Here is a 17,415-nt window from a genome sequence, read left to right as displayed (position 1 = left end):
CCACCGTAGTGCCGCCCCCGACCAGTGACCCGGCAGCTTCCGGAACGGGTGCGGCGCTCCTCGACGGCGGCCCGCGCGGCCGGTGACGCAGCGCCCGTGGCGGGGGAGCCGTGGATCGTCCCGGCGCAGTGCGCGACCAGGACCTGACAGCGACGGCTCGGCCGGGGGACCGGTCAGGGAGTGACCGTGACCGTGCCGCTCACGGTCGGCTCCGCGGTGAGGGTCGGCTCGGTGGTCACGGTGGGTTCGGCGGTGAGGGTCGGTTCGGCGGTGAGGGTCGGTTCGGCGGTCACGGTGGGTTCGGCGGTCACCGTCGGCTCCGCGGTGGCGGTCGCGGTCGCACTCGGGGTGGGGGTGGGCGTCGGGGTGGGCGTCGGGGTGGGCGTCGGGGTGGGCGTCGGGGTGGGCGTGGGCGTCGGGCTCGGCGTCGGGCTCGGCGTCGGCGTCGGGGTCGGCGTCGGGGTCGGGCTGGGCGTCGGCGTCGGGGTGGGCGTCGGCGAGGGGCTCGACGCCGCGCCGGCCGTCGCGGCCGGCGTGGAGGGAGCCGTGGTGCCCGGCGGGGTGGCAGAGGGGCTCGTGGTCCCCGTGGCGGTGGTCGTGGTGGGCACGGCGGCGGTGGTCGTGGTGGGCACGGCGGCGGTGGTCGTGGTGGGCACGGCGGCGGTGGTCGTGGTGGGCACGGTGGCGGTGGTCCCGGTGCCCGAGGGGGTGGGGCCGGTCGTCGCCGGGACCTCGCTCTCGTCCGCGGACGGTGCCGCCCCCGACGGAGGCGCCGGCAGCCCGGCCACCTCGCCGGCCGGCTCGGCGTCGGACCGCTCCGCCGCGGGCTGCACGGCCCCCGCGGGCTCCGGCTCGCCGGGCGCCGGGAGGCCCGTGTCGCCCTGGGGCGCGGGGCCGGGCAGGGCCGCGCCCGGCAGCGCCCCCGCGCCGGGACCGGCCGCCAGCGCAGCCGCCTCGTGGGGGGCCGGGGCGACCGGGTCGAGCACGATCCCGCCGAGCCCCAGCAGGACCCCGAGGACGGCGACCCCGGCCACCAGGCGTGCCCGGAGCGGCAGCGCGGGCCGCGGCGCGAGCACCGGCGTCCGGACGGCGGGCGCGGGTGCAGCGGCGACGGCGGCGCCGGCCGCCTGGGCGGCGTTCCGGCGGGCCTGGATCCCGGACTCGGCGGACAGCGTCAGCTGCGGCAGGAACAGGAACACGGCCGCCCCGACCGCCGTCGCCGCGGCCACGGCGAGCAGCACCAGGTCGACGGAGCCGGCGAAGCCGGTCCGGAACGGCTGGGCGACCGCGTCGGGCAGCTGCTGCACGAACGAGGTGTCGGAGAGGTCGGAGCCGATGCCGTCGAGCGGCGCCAGGCGGGGGGCGAGCGCGGGGTCGGCACGGACGGCGTCGCGCACCGCGCCGTCGACCTCGCCGGGCAGCCGGCTGAACAGCAGCGCGAGGAAGGCGGCCGCGCCCGCGGTGGCGCCCATCTGGCGGGCGAAGGCCACCGAGGAGGTGGCCACGCCCATCTCGGTGGGGGAGACCGCGTTCTGCACCGCCACGACGACCGGCTGGAACGTGCAGCCGACACCCACGCCGAACAGCACCAGGAACGGCACGAGCAGGGCGTAGGGGGTGGCCGGGCCGAGGACGGCGGACAGGCCCAGCAGCGCGACGGTCATGCACCCCGTGCCGACCAGCGGGAACACCGCGTACCGGCCGGTCTTGGCGATGGTGGCGCCCGAGCCGCCGGCCCCGGCCATGATGCCGGCGACCAGCGGGAGCATCTGCAGGCCGGCGACCGTGGCGCTGGAGTCCTGCACGATCTGCAGGTACTGCGGGATGAGCAGCAGCCCGCCGAACATGCCCGCGCCCAGGACGACGCTGCCCAGCGCGGTGACGGTGAAGCTGCGGGTGCCGAACAGCCGCAGCGGCAGCAGCGCGTCGTCGCCGTGGGCGCGCTCGGCCAGCACGAACAGGACCAGGCCGGCGGCGGCGACCGCGAGGCAGGCCAGCGCGGCCGGCGACGTCCAGCCCCACCCGCGGCCCTGCTCGGCGACGACCAGCAGCGGCACCACGCAGGTGGCCAGCGCCAGGGCGCCCGGCCAGTCGATGCGGTGCTCGCGCCGCTCGTGCGGCAGGTGCAGCACGCGGTGGACGACGGCGAAGGCCAGCGCGCCCAGCGGGACGTTGACCAGGAAGATCCAGCGCCACCCGTCGATGCCCAGCAGCGAGGTCTGGCCGGCGAGGAACCCGCCGAGGACCGGGCCCAGCACGCTGGAGCTGCCCCAGACCGCCATCGTGTAGCCCTGGTAGCGCGCGCGTTCCCGCGGCGGCACCATGTCGGCGATGATCGCCAGCGCCAGCGACATGAGCCCGCCGGCGCCCACGCCCTGCACCGCCCGGTAGGCGGCCAGCTGGTACATCGAGTCCGCGGTGCCGCAGAGCACCGAGCCGACGACGAACACGGTGATCGCGAACAGGTAGAACGGCCGGCGCCCGTGGACGTCGGAGAGCTTGCCGTACAGCGGGGTGGAGATCGTGGAGGTGACCAGGAAGGCCGTCGTCGCCCAGGCCTGCAGGGAGAAGCCGTCGAGGTCGTCGGCGATCGTCCGGGTGGCGGTGGTGACCACCGTCTGGTCGAGGGCGGCCAGGAACATGGCGACCATCAGCCCGGCCATCACGGTCATCACCTGGCGGTGCGTGAACACGCCGTCCTCGGCGGTCGGGACGCCGGCAGCACCGGCGGTCCGGTCGGGCCGGTGGGGGTGCGGCATGCGGCCTCCAGGTCCGGGGTCGGGGGTCGGGGGCCGATCGTGCCGGGGACCCGTGACGGCGCGAGGTCCCGCGGACCGACCGGGTGACCGACCGTGCGTGCCGTGACGCAGGGGTCGGCGACCCGCCCCGGGGCGTGAGCGGGGTGGCGGGGTGGTTCACTGGTGGTTGAACGCGCAACCGGATCGAGGAGGACAGCCGTGCACGTCGGTGTGGACAGCTTCGTCGCGGCGGTGACCGACCCCACGACCGGACGCCGGATCGGCCCCGAGGAGCGGATGGCGCACCTGCTGGAGGAGATCGCCCTGGCCGACCGGGTCGGGCTGTACTCCTTCGGCATCGGGGAGCACCACCGCCCGGAGTACTACGACTCGGCCCCGCCGGTGATCCTCGGCGCCGCGGCCGCGCGCACCGAGCGCATCCGGCTGGGCAGTGCGGTCACCGTGCTGTCCGCCGCCGACCCGGTCCGGGTCTTCCAGCAGTTCGCCACCCTGGACCTGATCTCGCGGGGCCGGGTCGACCTGGTGGTCGGCCGCGGCTCGTTCGTCGAGGCGTTCCCGCTGTTCGGCCTGGACCTCGCCGACTACGACGAGTTGTTCGAGGAGAAGTTGGACCTGCTGCTGCGGCTGCGCGAGTCCGAGCGCGTCACCTGGTCCGGCCGGCACCGCTCGGCGCTGCGCGGGCAGGGCGTGTACCCGCGGCCGCTGCAGGACCCGCTGCCGGTGTGGGTGGGTGTCGGCGGGACGCCGCAGTCCTTCGTCCGCGCCGGGCTGCTGGGCCTGCCGCTCATGGTGGCGATCATCGGTGGCGAGCCGCGCCGCTTCGGGCCGCTGGTCGACCTCTACCGGCAGGCCGGGGCGCAGGCCGGCCACGCCCCCGAACGGCTGCAGGTGGGGCTGCACGTCTTCGGGTTCGTCGCGGAGAGCACGGAGGCCGCGGCGGACACCATCTACCCCGGCTGGCACGAGATGTTCGCGTCGATCTCCCGGGAGCGCGGCTTCGCCCCACCCACCCGGGCGCAGTTCGACGCCACCAGCGGCCCGGACGGCGCCTTCTTCATGGGCGACCCGGACACCGTCGCCGAGAAGCTGGTGCGGGTGTCCGGGCAGCTCGGCGGGGTCGACCGGATCTCGCTGCAGATGACCAACCCGCGGCTGGCGCACGAGGACCTGCTGCGCGGCATCGAGCTGCTGGGCACCGAGGTGGCCCCCCGCGTCGCGGACGCCTAGAGCCGGCGCGCGGCCGCCAGCGGGACCGACCGGTCCTGCCCGGCCCAGGTGCCGGTGAGCGTCGCGCCGTCCACCGTCGCCGCCGGGTCCAGCACCCGGTGCACGACCAGCTCCAGGTCCCCGGCGCGGACGGTCGTGGCCTCGGCGGAGTCGGTGACGGTGAGCCCGCCGAGCGGCCCGGCGTCCCCGGTGACCCCCTGGCCGGTCACCCGGGCGGTCGGCTCGCGCCGCTCCTGCCCGCCGCCGGTGACGACGAGCTCCTCGGCCTGCGCCGCGCCGGCGAGCACCGCGGCCACGTACACCGGGTCGCCGCAGGCGTCGTAGACCCACCGCCGGCCGAGCACCGAGTGCTCGAGCGTGCCGACCAGGTGCGCCTCCTGCGCCGGCGCCGGGGCGCCGCGGTAGGTCAGGGGCACGTGCAGCAGCGCCTCCCCGGCCCGCAGCACGATCGTCTCGACGCCGACCTCGCCGGCCGGGTCGTCGAACCGGTAGGCGCCGGCCTGCGCCAGCCCGGCCGGGGTGCCCCACGGGCGGCCGGGCACCCACCCGGCCAGCAGCTCCAGCTTGGACGGTCGCAGGTCGGCCCGGTGGATGATCGCCATGCGTCGACGCTAGGGCAGTGGTGCACGTCTGTCCGTCTGATGGCGGTGCCCCGGCCGGGACGCCGCCCGTCGACAGGAGACGCGGATGCCCACCCCCGCCGACGACCGCCGGGACCTGCTGACGGTCATCCCCACATGCGGGCCGGGCCCGGCCAGGAGGACGGGCTGCGGGACGCCCTGACCGCGCTGGTCGAGCCGACCAGCCGGGAGGAGGACTACGTCGACCGGAGACCTGCCCCCTCGACGTGCGGGTCGTCGGCCCCGACGAGCGCGGCCCGGGGACGGCGCAGACGCCTGGGCTGCAGCGGTTCGCGGCGGTCTCCGCCGGCATCACCGGCTCGCAGCGGATGTGGAGGGGCTACGCCGTCCTCGAGCCGGGCGGCACGACCGGCGTCCACCACCACGGCGAGTCCGAGACGGCGATCCACGTCATCAGCGGGGTGACCCGGTGGTGGGTGGGCGACCGGCTGGACGACGTCCGTGCGCAGCACCCAGGAGGCGATCGTCGTCCCGGTGACCGGGCACCCGCACGCCCCGGAGCACGCGGACTAGAGCCGGGCGTACTGGCCGGGGCCGAAGGGCAGGTCGAGGAAGAACCACACGGCCAGCACGCCGGCCCAGGCCAGCCAGAAGCAGACGGTGAACGGCAGGAACCGGGAGATCAGCGTGCCGAACCCGGCGGACGGCTCGTAGCGGCGCAGCATCGCCAGGACGATCACCAGGTAGGGGTTGAGCGGGGTCAGGATCTGGGTGGCCGAGTCGCCGATGCGGAACGCCGCCTGGGTGAACCCGGGCTCGTAGCCGACCAGGGCGAACAGCGGCACGAACACCGCGCCCATGATCGTCCACATCGACGACCCGGAGACGATGAACAGGTTCAGCAGCGAGCACAGCAGGACGAAGGCCAGGATGGCGCCGAAGCCGGTGAAGTCCAGCGCGGTCAGCCCCGCGGCGCCGGTGACCGCCAGCCAGGTGCCCACGCCGGACCAGTTGAAGAGTGCGATGAACTGGCCCAGCACGAAGGCCAGCACGATGAACGAGCTCATGTCCTTGACCGCGTCGGCCATCGCCCGCGGCACGTCCCGCACCCGGCGGAAGGTGCCGGTCACCCGGCCGTAGACCAGGCCGGGCACGGCCAGCATCGCCACGACGATGAAGACCACGGAGTCCAGCAGCGGGGACTCCGGCAGGTAGCCGCCGTCCTCGTTGCGCAGCGGCGCGCCCGGCGGCAGCGTCAGCAGCAGCAGCGCGACGGCGGTCAGCAGGGCCGCGATGCCGGCCAGGCGCAGGCCGCGGCGGGCCGTGTCGTCCACGGTGAGGTCGTCGACGTCCTCCACCGCGCCGAGGGTGTCGCCGTCGTCGCTCTCGCTCTGGTGCCGGGGCACGCCCAGCCGCTGCAGCCGGGGCTCCAGCACCCGGGTGATCAGCAGCCCGCAGACCACGGTGAGGACCAGGGAGCTGGCGATGTTGAAGTACCAGTTGGACACCGGGGTGACCGGCGTCCCCGGGTCGGGCAGCGAGCCGGTCACCGCCGAGGTGATGCCGGCGAACAGCGCGTCCAGGCTGGTCACGACCATCGAGGTCGAGTAGCCGGCGCCCGCGGCGGCGAAGGCGCCGAGCAGCCCGGCGACGGGGTGCCGCCCGGCGGCGGCGAAGACCATCGCGGCCAGCGGCGGCAGCACGATCATCACCGAGTCGGCCATGACGCTGCCGATCGTGCCGACCAGCGCGACGGCGTAGGGCAGCGCCCAGGACGGCCAGCCGGAGAACGACCGCTTGATCAGCGTCGACAGCAGGCCGCTGCTCTGCGCGATGCCGACCGCCAGCAGGATGACCACGACGGTGCCCAGCGGCGGGAAGCCGACGAAGTTGTCGACCAGCGTGGTGGTCAGCCAGCGCAGCCCCTCGACGGTGAACAGGCCGCGGACGACGGTGGGCTCGTCGGCCCCCTCCACCTGCGCCTGCACCCCGGCCAGCGCCATCCCGGTGGAGATGACCGCCAGCACCGCGAACAGCCCCACGAACAGCACGAACGGCTCGGGGATCTTGTTGCCCACCCGCTCGATGCCGCCGAGCACCCGGTCGGTGCGGGTGCGGCTGCCCGTGTCGGTCACCGCAGGACCCCCGCGAGGTCCAGCACGCCGCCGGCCGCCTCGAACTCCGCCCTGACCGCCTGCAGCACGGCCTCGTCGCACAGGACGTCCAGCGCGGTGAGGGCGAGGCCGACCGCCCCGTCCAGCACCGCCGCGTCGCCGGCCGCCGACGCGGCCGCGGCGGCGAACTCCGTGGTGTGCAGGGAGGTGTCCGGGCCGGCGATGGCGATCATCGGGTGGATGGCCGGCACCCGGACGCTCACGTTGCCCAGGTCGGTGGACCCGGCCAGCGACGCCGGTGTCACCCCGGGCGGGAGCGCGGTGCGCCCGCGGCGGGCCTGGTGGCGGGTCCACCGGGCCGCGAGCTCCAGGTTGGCCCGCACCGGCAGGTAGGCCGGCTGCTCGTCCCAGCGCAGCTCGTAGCCGCAGCCGGTCATCGCCGCGGCGGCCACGGCGATCGCCTCCACCCGCGAGCAGAGGTCGGCGAGGGTCTCCGGCGTCGCCGAGCGCACGTAGTACAGCGCCGAGGCCGTCTCCGGGACGACGTTCGGGCGCTGCCCGCCGTCGGTGATCACCCCGTGCACGCGGTCGGTGTCGGGGACGTGCTGGCGCAGCATCGCCACCCCCTGGTAGCCGGCCACCACCGCGTCCAGGGCGTTGCGCCCCATGAACGGCTGCGCCGAGGCGTGCGCGGCGATGCCGGTGTAGGTCACCTGCAGCTGGCGGCGGCCCAGGAAGGGCTGCACCGCGGCGTCGTAGGTGAACGGGTGCAGCATCACCACGGCGTCGACCCCGTCGAGGGCGCCGTCGCGGGCCATCAGCTCCTTGCCGCCGCCGCCCTCCTCGGCCGGGGTGCCGAGCAGCAGCACCGTGCCGGGCACCCCGCCGGCGGACAGGACGGCGTGCAGCCCGAGGAAGGCCCCGACGGCGGAGGCGCAGATGACGTTGTGCCCGCAGCCGTGCCCGATGCCGGGCAGCGCGTCGTACTCGGCCAGCACCGCCACCGTCGGCCCGCCGCTGCCGGTGCCGGCCCGCAGCGCGGTGTCCAGGCCGTGCACCCCGACCTCGGCCGGCACCCCGTGCCGGGCGAGCAGGTCGGCGACGGCGCGCACCGAGCGGTGCTCCTCGTAGCCCACCTCGGGGTGGGCGTGCAGGTCGCGGCTGAGCGCCAGCAGGTCCTGCCCGACCGCCTCGACCGCCTGCTCGGCCCGGGCCAGCAGCTCCTCGGGCGCACCGTCGTGCGGGGAGGACAGCGGCTCGGCGGTCGCGGCCGCGCGGTCCGTCGCCGCCCGCAGTCCGTCGAGGTGGTGCGGGTCGGCGGGGCGGGGGGTGCGGTGGTCGGCGCCGGCAGCCTGGTCCGTCATGCGACGTGTCTACTCCCGCCGGGGTGCCCGCGCACCGGCTGCGCGAGGTCGCGCCGCGCGCCGCCGCGGGGGTCAGGAGCCGGCGAGCAGCGCGCGGACGGCGTCCAGGATGTCCGCGTCGGCCGGCGAGCGGTCCGGCCGGTAGCGCAGCACCCGGGCGAAGCGCAGCGCCAGGCCGCCGGGGTAGCGGGGGCTGCGCTGGGCGCCGTCCAGGGCCACCTCCACGACCAGCTCCGGCCGCAGCTCGACGCCCCAGTCGGGCCGCTCCCGGGCCAGCGCCGGGAAGGTGCGCGTCTGCCAGTCCAGCAGCTCGTCGGTCATGCCCTTGAAGGTCTTGCCGACCATCACCGGCTCCCCGCCGTCGGGGTCCCGCGCGCCGAGGTGGATGGTGGAGAGCTTCCCGGCCCGGCGCCCGTACCCCCACTCCGCGCCGAGCACCACCAGGTCCAGGGTGTGCACCGGCTTGACCTTCTGCCACGCCCGCCCGCGCCGGCCGGCGGCGTAGGGCGAGCCGAGCGCCTTGACCACGACGCCCTCGTGGCCGGCGGTGAGCGCGTCGGCCAGCACGCCGGCCGCCTGCTCCGGCGTCGGCCGGCGCACGCCGGGCATCCGCAGCGCGGCGTGCTCCCCGTCGGCGAGCAGGCCCGCCAGCGCGTCGAGACGGGCCGCCAGCGGCTCGTCGAGCAGGTCCCGGCCGTCCAGGTGCAGCAGGTCGAAGAAGAACGGGCTGAGCAGCACGGTCTCGTCGGCCCGGCCCTCGATCAGCTGGCTGCCGAAGCGGCTCATGGTGTCCTGGAAGGCGCGCGGGCGGCCGTCGTCGTCCAGGGCGAGGGTCTCCCCGTCGAGGACGGCGGTGCGGCACGGCAGCGACCGCACCCGCGCGACCACCTCGGGCACCCCGTCGGTGACCTCGCGCAGCGTGCGGGTCCAGACGCGGACGGCGTCGCCGTCGCGGTGCACCTGGATGCGGGCGCCGTCGAACTTGTGCTCGACGGTGACCTCCGCGCCCAGGTCGGCCAGCGCGGCGTCCAGCGAGGAGCCGGGAGCGGCGAGCATCGGCCGCACCGGCCGGCCGACCCGCAGCCGCACGGCCTGCAGGGCCGGGACGCCCCCGGTCAGCGCGGTGGCGGCCGTGGCCGGCAGGCTGCCGGCCAGCATGAAGGCCCGCCGCACGGCGGCGGCCGGGACCTCGGCGGCGGCGGCGATCGCGTCGAGGACGACGCCCTCCAGCGCCCCCTGCCGCAGCTCCCCGGTCAGCAGCCGGCCGAGGAACCGCTGCTCGTCGGCGGTGGCCGCGCCGAGCAGCCCGGCGAGCAGCGCCTCCCGCCGGCCCGCCGACCCGGTGCCCGTGGTGCCCGCCAGCTCGCCGAGCGCCCGGTCGACGTCGCCGACGGCCAGCCGCGGCTCCCCGGCGGGGTCGGGCGCCGGCCGGGTGAGGGTCCGCCAGCCCACGCCGACCCGGCCCTGCAGGGTGTCGCCGGCCAGCCAGGCGGTCACCGCGGGCACCTCGTCGTCCCGGGCCCGGCGCAGCAGTCCGGCGATCGCCGCGGCCTTGGCCGTGCGCGAGCGGGTGGCCGCCACCCCGGCGGAGGCGGCGACGACGTCGGCGAGCAGCACGGCGCCATGATCGCAGCCGGGTCCGACGGTCAGCGGCCGAACGGGGGACCCGGCGGCGACCCCGGCGTCCAGGCGGTGGCCGGTCCGGCCCCGACGTCCCCCTGGTGGCCCGGCTGCCGTCCGTCGGGAGAGGATGCCGACCGGTCCTCGGTGACGAGCAGTTGACGTCCTCGACGTCCGGACGCCGTCCGCCGACCGCCCGCCACTCCATCCGCCCGTGCCGCACGACCTGCCCTGGAGTTCCTTCATGAGTGAACCAGCGGCCTCCCCGGAGGCCACCACCGAGCCCGAGCCGCCGACCCGGATCAAGGGCCCGGTCTTCTACGGTGCGGCGACCGGTGTGGTGGCGATCGCACTCTGGGCGGTGGTGTCCCCGGCCGCGGCGGGGGACACCATCGGCACGCTGGTGGGCTGGACCTCGGAGTGGTTCGGCTGGTTCTACATCCTGTTCGCGACCGCCGTCCTGGTGTTCGTGCTGTTCCTGGGCGTCTCCCGCTACGGCACGACCAAGCTGGGGCCGGAGCACTCCACCCCGGAGTACAGCACCTTCGCCTGGGCCGCCATGCTCTTCGCCGCCGGCATCGGCACCGACCTGATGTTCTTCGCGGTCGCCGAGCCGGTGACGCAGTACCTCGCTCCGCCGGTCGGCGAGGGGGAGACCGTGGCAGCGGCGCGCGAGGCGACCGTCTGGACGCTCTTCCACTACGGCATCACCGGGTGGGGGATGTACGCCCTGATGGGGATGGCGCTGGCCTACGCCGCCTACCGCCGGAACCTGCCGTTGGCGATCCGGTCCGCGCTCTACCCCGTCTTCGGCAAACGGATCCACGGCGCCCTCGGGCACGGCGTCGACCTCGCCGCGATCCTGGGCACGATCTTCGGGGTGGCCACGTCGCTGGGCATCGGCGTCGTCCAGCTCAACTTCGGCCTGAGTGTGCTCTTCGGCATCCCCGAGGGGCGTGCGGCACAGATCGGGCTCATCGTCCTGGCCGTCGGGGCGGCCACGGTGTCGGCGGTGAGCGGCATCGACAGGGGGATCAAGCGGCTGTCGCAGCTGAACGTCCTGCTGGCCATCGGCCTGGCCCTCTTCGTCCTCGTGGCCGGGAGGACGACCTTCCTGCTCGACGCGCTCGTCCTCAACATCGGGGACTTCGTCAGCACCTTCCCGAGCCTGACGATGCAGACCTTCGCCTTCGACCGCCCCGTCGAGTGGCTGAACGGCTGGACGTTGTTCTTCTGGGCCTGGTGGACCGCGTGGGCGGCCTTCGTCGGCCTGTTCCTCGCCCGCATCTCCCGGGGGCGGACGATCCGACAGTTCGTGGCCGGGACGATGCTCATCCCCTTCAGCTACATCGTCATGTGGATCTCGATCTTCGGGAACAGCGCCATCGACCGGGTGCGCAGCGGGGACGCGGCCTTCGGTCAGCTGGCCGCGAACACCCCTGAGCAGGGCTTCTACACCCTCCTCATGGACTACCCGGCCTTCCCGTTCATCGGCGCGGTCGCCACCTTCATCGGCCTGCTCTTCTACGTCACCTCTGCCGACTCCGGCGCCCTGGTGATGGCCAACCTCTCGTCCCACCTGGCCAGGCCGAAGGACGACGCCGGCCCGGGCCTGCGCATCTTCTGGGCAGTGGCGACCGGACTGCTCACCGCCGCGATGCTCGTCGTGGGCGGTGTCCCCGCCCTGCAGAACGCCACGATCATCATGGGGCTGCCGTTCGCGTTCGTGATGGTGCTGGTCATGGTCGGCCTCCACCGGGCCCTGCGGCTGGAGTCCCTCCTGGGGCCCGGTCGCCTGCAGGCCCTCCCCGGACTGTCGAACCGGGTGCTGGGCGCGCCTGCGGCAGGGCGCCGACCGTCGGGGCGGCGGGTGCGGCGGGGGCGGGCCATGGCGTTCGCCGGTGAGAACTCCGCCGAGGAGTACCTCGAGGAGGTGGCGGTGCCGGCGCTCCGCGAGGTCGCCGGCGAGTTGCGCGGCCAGGGCATCGGCGCCCAGGTGCGGCGGTCGGACGGCGCCCCGGACGAGTCGAGTGTCGAGCTCACGGCGGACCTCGGTGGCGAGCACCCGTTCCACTACCGGCTGCGCCTGCGGGCCCTGCCGGTCCTCGGCCACGGGAGTCGGGCGCGGGCGCACGGCGACACGTACCCGCGCCTGCAGGTCCAGGTCGGGGAGGGAGCGCTGAGCCACGACGTCCTGGGCTACACCCACTCACAGCTGATCGACGACGTCCTGCACCAGTACGGGCGGCACCTCGAGCTCCTCGGGCTCCAGGAGTCGATCCCCGCGTCCCGCCGGCCGAGCGCCGAGCGGCGGACCCGCGACTGAGGAAGGACCCCGTCCTCCCCACCCCTCGCAGGCTCGGGGGCGGTGCCCTGGACGGGGCCGCCCGCTGCCTGCAGGAGGGCCGGTCAGCCGCCGAGGTGCGCCTGCTTGGGCGCCAGCCCGCGCAGCGCCTCGGCGGCGACCCGGTCGCGGTCCGCGCCCGCCGCCGCGGTGACCGCCGCGCCGACCAGCCCCTCGACCAGCGGCGCGGGGGACAGCACCACCCGCTCGCGGACGTCGTCGTCCAGCAGCTCCAGGGCGGTCTCGGCGGACAGCACGGCGCTGCCGAGGTCCATGAGCACGACGACGCCGTCCCCGCTGTCGGCCGCGGTGACCGCATCGGCGATCGCGGTGGCGTCGGTGCCCAGGCCGCCGTCCACGTCGCCGGCCGCCACCTCGATCACCTGCTCCCGGCCGGGCAGCATGCCGCGGGCCAGCTCGACCGCGGCGTCGGCGAGGGCGCGGCTGTGCGACACGACCACCAGCCCGACGGGCACGCCGTCAGCCCCTGCCGGCCAGCGCGGTCGCGGCGGCCTGCACGAGCAGCGTCGCCGAGGCCGCGCCCGGGTCGACGTGGCCGGCGCTGCGCTCGCCCAGGTAGCTGGCCCGGCCCTTGCGGGCGACCAGCGGCTCGGTGGCGTCCCGCCCGTCCGCGGCCGCCTGCGCCGCCGCGCCCAGGGCCTCGTCCAGCGGCTTGCCGGCGGCGAGGGCCTCGTCGAGGGCGTCGCACGCCGGGCCGAGCGCGTCGAGCATCGTCTTGTCCCCGCGCTCGGCCTTGCCGCGGGCGACCACGCCGTCCAGCCCGGCGCGCACCGCCCGGGCCAGCGCGGCAGGGTCGGTCGGGTCGGGGACACCGTCGAGGGCGCCGGCCGCGCGCAGGAAGAAGGTGCCGTACAGCGGGCCGCTGGCCCCGCCGACCGTCTTGATCAGCGTCGTCGCGGTGGTCTTCAGGACCGCCGCCGGCCCGGCGGCCGACTGGGCGTCCAGCGCGGCGACGGCGGCGGTCATGCCGCGGTCGAGGTTGGCACCGTGGTCTGCGTCCCCGATGGCGGAGTCGAGCCGGGTGAGCTCGTCGCGCTGCTCGTGGACGAGGCGGGCGAACTCGCGCACCCAGGCGGTGAGCGCCTCGGCGTCGACCACCGTCAGACGCCCCAGCGCAGCGAGGGGGTGCGGACGGGTGCGTCCCACAGCCGCAGCAGCTCGTCGTCGGCCTTGAGCAGGGTGACCGAGCAGCCGGCCATGTCCAGGCTGGTCATGTAGGACCCGACGAGGTTGCGGGCCACGCCGATGCCGGCCTTCTCCAGGACGGCGACCACCTCGGCGTACATCAGGTAGAGCTCGATCAGCGGCGTGCCGCCCATGCCGTTGACGAAGGCGATGACACCGTCGCCGCCGGTCATGTCCAGGTCGGACAGCACGGGCTCGAGGAGCATCTCGGCGACCTCCCGGGCCGGCGCCAGCGGCACCCGGCGGCGCCCGGGCTCGCCGTGGATGCCGATGCCGATCTCCATCTCGTCGTCCGGCAGGTCGAACGTGGGGCGGCCCGCCGCGGGGACGGTGCAGGAGGTCAGCGCCATGCCCATGCTGCGGCCGGCGGCGTTGACCCGCCGGGCGACGTCGGCGACCTCGGCCAGCGGGCGGCCCTCCTCGGCGGCGGCGCCGGCCAGCTTCTCGACCAGCACGGTGACGCCGACGCCCCGCCGTCCCGCCGTGTAGAGGCTGTCCTTCACGGCGACGTCGTCGTCGGTGACCACCGCGACGACCTCGGTGTCGGTCTCGGCGGCCGCCAGCTCGGCGGCCATCTCGAAGTTCATGACGTCGCCGGTGTAGTTCTTCACGATGTGCAGCACCCCGGCGCCGCCGTCGACGCCGCGGGTCGCGGCCGCCACCTGGTCGGGCACCGGCGAGGTGAACACCTCCCCGGCGCACGCGGCGTCGAGCATGCCGAGGCCGACGAACCCGGCGTGCATCGGCTCGTGCCCGGACCCGCCGCCGGAGACCAGACCGACCTTGCCCTGCCGCGGCGCGTCGCCGCGGAAGACGACCCGGTTCTCGTGGTCCACCCGCAGGTCGGGGTGGGCGGCGGCCATGCCGCGGAGTGCGTCCGCGACGACGTCCGCGGGGTCGTTGATCAGCTTCTTCACACTGGCTCCTGACCTCGGCGTACCTGGTGACGGGGGTCACTGGTCTGGAGGCTAGGAGGGGCCCACCGGCGCACACAAGCGTGCGGCGGGCGTTCTCCCGTCCGGCTGTCCCCGCCGGCCGCCGCAGGCACCCGGCCGCCGACACCCCGGGTCCCGTGCCGCACCGCCGGCTCAGCCGGTCGCCGGGGCGCCCTCGGTGGCTCCCTGCTCCTCGGGCCGCACCTCGGGGTCCTCGTTCGGGAAGTCGAACGGCGTGCCCGGGTCCTCCTCCGCGGAGACCATCGCGTCGACCGTCACCTCGTCGGTCCCGGCGAAGGTGAAGGTCACCGGGATGGACTGCGACGAGCGCAGGTCCCGGCCCAGGTCCTGCAGCGTCACGACCGGCGGACCCTCCGCGCCCAGGTAGAGGTTGCCGTCCGGGTCGACGACCAGCGGCAGCCCCCCGCCGCCCTCGGTCTCGACGTCCACCCCGCCGAAGTCGGGACCGGAGATGTCGGTCAGCGTGACCGGGTCGGTGCCGGTGTTGGTGATCGCCATGTACAGCCGGGCGTCCTCGCCGACCGCATAGACGCCGTCCGGCGGGTAGGCCAGCTGCACCTGCTGGAGCTCGACGTCGTCGTTGATCCGCACGCTCGGGCCGACCGCGCCGCCGTCGACCTCGGGACCGGGGTCCTCCAGGGGCGCGGCCTCCTGCAGGTCGGTGTCGCTGCAGGCGGTGAGCAGCAGCACCGCGCCGACGGCGGCCAGGGCCCGGCGGGCAGGGGAGCGGGTCGTCGTGCGGTCGGTCATCGGGGACTCCTGGGGGTGCGGTCGGGTGGGGGAGGAGCGCCGGCGTCAGGGCGCGGGTGCGAGCACCTCGGCGACGAGGAAGGTCTGCCCGTCCCACTCCGCGAGCTGCTCGGGCCCCACGTCGAGGGCGAGCTCCTCGGCCACCACCCCGGCGTCGAAGGAGGCGACGGGCGTGGCGGCGACGACCAGGGGTGTGCCGGGCTGCGGGTCGACGTCCCCGGCCTCCTCGGTGGCGACCACGAGCACCGGGCCCACCTCCCCGCCGTCGGGGGAGGTGATGGTGAAGACCCGCGGCGAGACCACCTCGGCGACCTCGGCCCGCAGGGTGACCTCGGTCCCCGTGTAGGCGGGCAGGTCGTCGGCGAAGTCCGCGTCGAACACGCCGCTGTACGGGTCGGCGAGGTCGGACTCCCCGCGGATGTCGGGGACCTCCACGGGGGTGGTGGGCTCCCGCGCCTCCTCCGCCGTCACGAAGCAGCCGGACAGGCCGACGCCGGCCAGCGCCAGGACGGCAGCCAGTGTGGTCCCGGCCAGCGGCCGGCGGCGGTACGCGCGCACGACGGGATCCCCTCTCCTCCGGGCGGGCCGGGCGCGGCCCCGCTCAGCGTCTCCTGCCCGCGACGCCGGGACCGACCCGCCGCCGGACGGTTCGTCACGGGACCGTCATCTCGCCGCCCGCGCGGCGTCGGCACACTGGCGGGAATGACGATCGAGGTCCTCGGCCAGGAGATCCGCCTGCTGTTCCTCTCCGAGGAGAACGGGCTCAAGCTCCTGCTCACGGCGGGGCTGGTGCTCGCCCTCCTCCTGCTGCGGTGGCTGGCCCGCGGGTTGTCCCGGCTGGTGCTGCGCGGCCTGCACAACGAGCGCACCCGGTTCTGGACCCGGCAGGGGATCAACCTGGTCGTCGCCGTCGTGCTGCTGCTCGGCGTCCTGTCCATCTGGTTCGACGACCCGGCGCGGCTGGCGACCGGCATCGGCCTGGTCACCGCCGGTCTGGCGTTCGCCCTGCAGAAGGTGATCACCGCGCTCGCCGGCTACGTGGTGATCCTGCGCGGGGACACGTTCAACGTGGGGGACCGGATCACCATGGGCGGCGTCCGCGGGGACGTGATCGCGCTCGGCTTCGTGCGCACCACCATCATGGAGATGGGCCAGCCGCCGGCCGTCCTGCCCGCCGACCCGGCGCAGTGGGTGCGCAGCCGGCAGTACACCGGCCGGGTCGTGACCGTGACCAACGACAAGGTGTTCGACGAGCCGGTCTACAACTACACCCGGGACTTCCCGTACCTCTGGGAGGAGATGACGCTGCCGGTCAAGTACACCGACGACCGGGCCCGCGCCGAGCAGGTCCTGCTGGCCGCCGCGCGGCGGCACAGCGTCGCCGCCGACGAGATGCCGGCCGCCGCGCTGGAGCGGATGAAGCAGCGCTACTTCGTCCGCGGCGCCGACCTGGAGCCGCGGGTGTACTGGCGGCTGACCGACAACTGGCTGGAGCTGACCGTGCGGTTCCTCACCGGCGTGTACGGCGTCCGGGACGTCAAGGACGCCATGTCCCGCGAGGTCCTCGCCGGGCTCGACGCCGCCGGCATCGGGCTGGCCTCGGCCACCTTCGAGGTGGTCGGGCTGCCACCGCTGCTGGTCACCTCGCCCGACGGGGTCAGCCGCCCGGGATGAGCTCGAAGAAGGCGACCTGCGGCGGCGCGTTGACCCGGATCGGGGCGACGCTGAAGCCGATCCCGCAGGTGACGAACATCCGGTTGCCCTCGGCCCCGTAACCCTCGGGCGCCCACCCGTCGGCGACGATCCGCTCCTCCGCGGTGAGCGCGAGGTAGGCCCAGTCCGGGGTCCCCGGCAGGGCCACCTGCCCGCAGTGGGTGTGCCCGGCCACGGTGAGCGGGGCGGTCCCGGCCGGGAACCGGTCGAACACCGTCGGGTTGTGCATGAGCACCACCCGGGGCGCCTCGTCCGGGACGTCGGCCAGCGCTTCGTCGACGTCGGCCAGGCCGGGGGTCTCCGGCCCGACGCCGATGACGTACAGCTCGCCGCCCAGCCCCGGGACGGTCACCGCCTCGTTGCGCAGCACCGGGACCCCGGCGTCCTCGAGCGCGGTGCGGAGCTCCTCGGCCGCGTCGACGGCGTGGTCGTGGTTGCCCAGGACGGCGTAGGTGGGGATGCCGGAGTCGAGCACCGGCTGCAGCAGCTCCAGCAGCGTGTCCACCTGGGTCTCGACGTCCGGGTCGGTGCTGTACACGAAGTCCCCGCCCAGCAGCACCACGTCCGGCTCGGCGGCCACGATGGTCTCCACCGCGGTGCGCACCATGCCCTCGTTGGCGAACCACATGCCGATCTGCAGGTCGCTGACCACGGCGACCTCGGTGCCGGCCAGCTCCTCGCCGAGCCGGGGCATCGCCACCTCGGCGCGCTCCTCGTCCAGGACGAACCGCGGCTCGACGAACACGCCGTAGACCACCAGGAGCACCTACAGGACGCCGAG

At 75.4% G+C, this 17,415-nt stretch carries 14 protein-coding genes; 3 read left to right on the top strand and 11 right to left on the bottom strand.

Annotated features, from left to right (window positions below; translation table 11 throughout):
• Positions 1-173 precede the first annotated feature (173 nt).
• Positions 174-2,759: an MDR family MFS transporter gene (locus tag CHB98_RS21950; RefSeq protein ID WP_218822251.1), complete on the bottom strand. Its 2,586-nt coding sequence runs from the start codon at positions 2,757-2,759 to the stop codon at positions 174-176.
• A 198-nt stretch (positions 2,760-2,957) separates the two neighbouring features.
• Here CHB98_RS21950 and CHB98_RS05110 point away from each other — a divergent pair, with 198 nt between their 5' ends.
• A complete protein-coding gene (locus tag CHB98_RS05110) occupies positions 2,958-3,986 on the top strand; it encodes an LLM class flavin-dependent oxidoreductase (RefSeq protein ID WP_089304513.1) in 1,029 nt (342 codons plus the stop codon).
• Here CHB98_RS05110 and CHB98_RS05105 read toward each other — a convergent pair.
• The 4 genes from CHB98_RS05105 to CHB98_RS05090 all read right to left on the bottom strand — a co-directional run bounded on the left by CHB98_RS05105 (position 3,983) and on the right by CHB98_RS05090 (position 9,662).
• Complete coding sequence (locus tag CHB98_RS05105; protein WP_089304512.1) at positions 3,983-4,588, bottom strand: maltokinase N-terminal cap-like domain-containing protein; 606 nt, start codon at positions 4,586-4,588, stop codon at positions 3,983-3,985. The two genes, CHB98_RS05110 and CHB98_RS05105, sit on opposite strands and share 4 nt — an antisense overlap.
• A gap of 548 nt (positions 4,589-5,136) precedes the next feature.
• Complete coding sequence (locus CHB98_RS05100) at positions 5,137-6,702, bottom strand: AbgT family transporter (protein WP_089304511.1); 1,566 nt, start codon at positions 6,700-6,702, stop codon at positions 5,137-5,139.
• Positions 6,699-8,045, bottom strand: coding sequence for a M20 family metallopeptidase (locus CHB98_RS05095; RefSeq protein WP_089304510.1), 1,347 nt, complete (start codon positions 8,043-8,045; stop codon positions 6,699-6,701). The genes CHB98_RS05100 and CHB98_RS05095 overlap by 4 nt, the downstream gene beginning before the upstream one ends.
• Before the next feature lie 72 nt (positions 8,046-8,117).
• On the bottom strand, positions 8,118-9,662 hold the full coding sequence (locus CHB98_RS05090) for an ATP-dependent DNA ligase (RefSeq protein ID WP_089304509.1): 1,545 nt from the start codon (positions 9,660-9,662) through the stop codon (positions 8,118-8,120).
• Between the two features lie 247 nt (positions 9,663-9,909).
• Here CHB98_RS05090 and betT point away from each other — a divergent pair, with 247 nt between their 5' ends.
• Entirely contained in the window at positions 9,910-11,991 is a 2,082-nt protein-coding gene (betT, locus tag CHB98_RS05085) for a choline BCCT transporter BetT (protein ID WP_089304508.1), read from the top strand.
• A gap of 83 nt (positions 11,992-12,074) precedes the next feature.
• Here betT and dhaM read toward each other — a convergent pair whose 3' ends face one another.
• The 5 genes from dhaM to CHB98_RS05060 form a co-directional block, all read right to left on the bottom strand.
• Positions 12,075-12,485 carry a dihydroxyacetone kinase phosphoryl donor subunit DhaM gene (dhaM, locus tag CHB98_RS05080; protein WP_089304507.1) on the bottom strand — a complete coding sequence of 137 codons (411 nt, stop codon included), beginning with the start codon at positions 12,483-12,485 and terminating at the stop codon, positions 12,075-12,077.
• 4 nt (positions 12,486-12,489) lie between these two features.
• The gene (gene dhaL, locus CHB98_RS05075) at positions 12,490-13,128 is read right to left on the bottom strand and encodes a dihydroxyacetone kinase subunit DhaL (protein ID WP_089304506.1); all 639 of its coding nucleotides are present in this window, start codon (positions 13,126-13,128) and stop codon (positions 12,490-12,492) included.
• Between the two features lie 2 nt (positions 13,129-13,130).
• Positions 13,131-14,132, bottom strand: a complete 1,002-nt coding sequence (gene dhaK, locus CHB98_RS05070) for a dihydroxyacetone kinase subunit DhaK (RefSeq protein WP_089304505.1) — start codon at positions 14,130-14,132, stop codon at positions 13,131-13,133.
• Positions 14,133-14,303: 171 nt separating this feature from the next.
• Positions 14,304-14,921 carry a copper chaperone PCu(A)C domain-containing protein gene (locus CHB98_RS05065; protein WP_089304504.1) on the bottom strand — a complete coding sequence of 206 codons (618 nt, stop codon included), beginning with the start codon at positions 14,919-14,921 and terminating at the stop codon, positions 14,304-14,306.
• Between the two features lie 45 nt (positions 14,922-14,966).
• Positions 14,967-15,479, bottom strand: coding sequence for a hypothetical protein (locus CHB98_RS05060; RefSeq protein WP_089304503.1), 513 nt, complete (start codon positions 15,477-15,479; stop codon positions 14,967-14,969).
• A 144-nt stretch (positions 15,480-15,623) separates the two neighbouring features.
• Between CHB98_RS05060 and CHB98_RS05055 the strand changes: the two genes are divergently transcribed.
• The gene (locus tag CHB98_RS05055) at positions 15,624-16,595 is read left to right on the top strand and encodes a mechanosensitive ion channel family protein (protein WP_089304502.1); all 972 of its coding nucleotides are present in this window, start codon (positions 15,624-15,626) and stop codon (positions 16,593-16,595) included.
• Here the strand turns inward: CHB98_RS05055 and CHB98_RS05050 are convergent.
• Positions 16,579-17,391 (bottom strand): metallophosphoesterase, encoded by an 813-nt coding sequence (locus CHB98_RS05050; protein WP_143424950.1) that lies wholly within the window; start codon positions 17,389-17,391, stop codon positions 16,579-16,581. The genes CHB98_RS05055 and CHB98_RS05050 overlap by 17 nt on opposite strands.
• Positions 17,392-17,415: the final 24 nt, after the last annotated feature.

The organism is Geodermatophilus pulveris, from assembly GCF_900188375.1.
Taxonomy (GTDB): domain Bacteria; phylum Actinomycetota; class Actinomycetes; order Mycobacteriales; family Geodermatophilaceae; genus Geodermatophilus; species Geodermatophilus pulveris.
The sequence above is the reverse complement of the archived record's forward strand: the minus strand, read 5'-3'. Positions and strand labels throughout refer to the sequence as shown.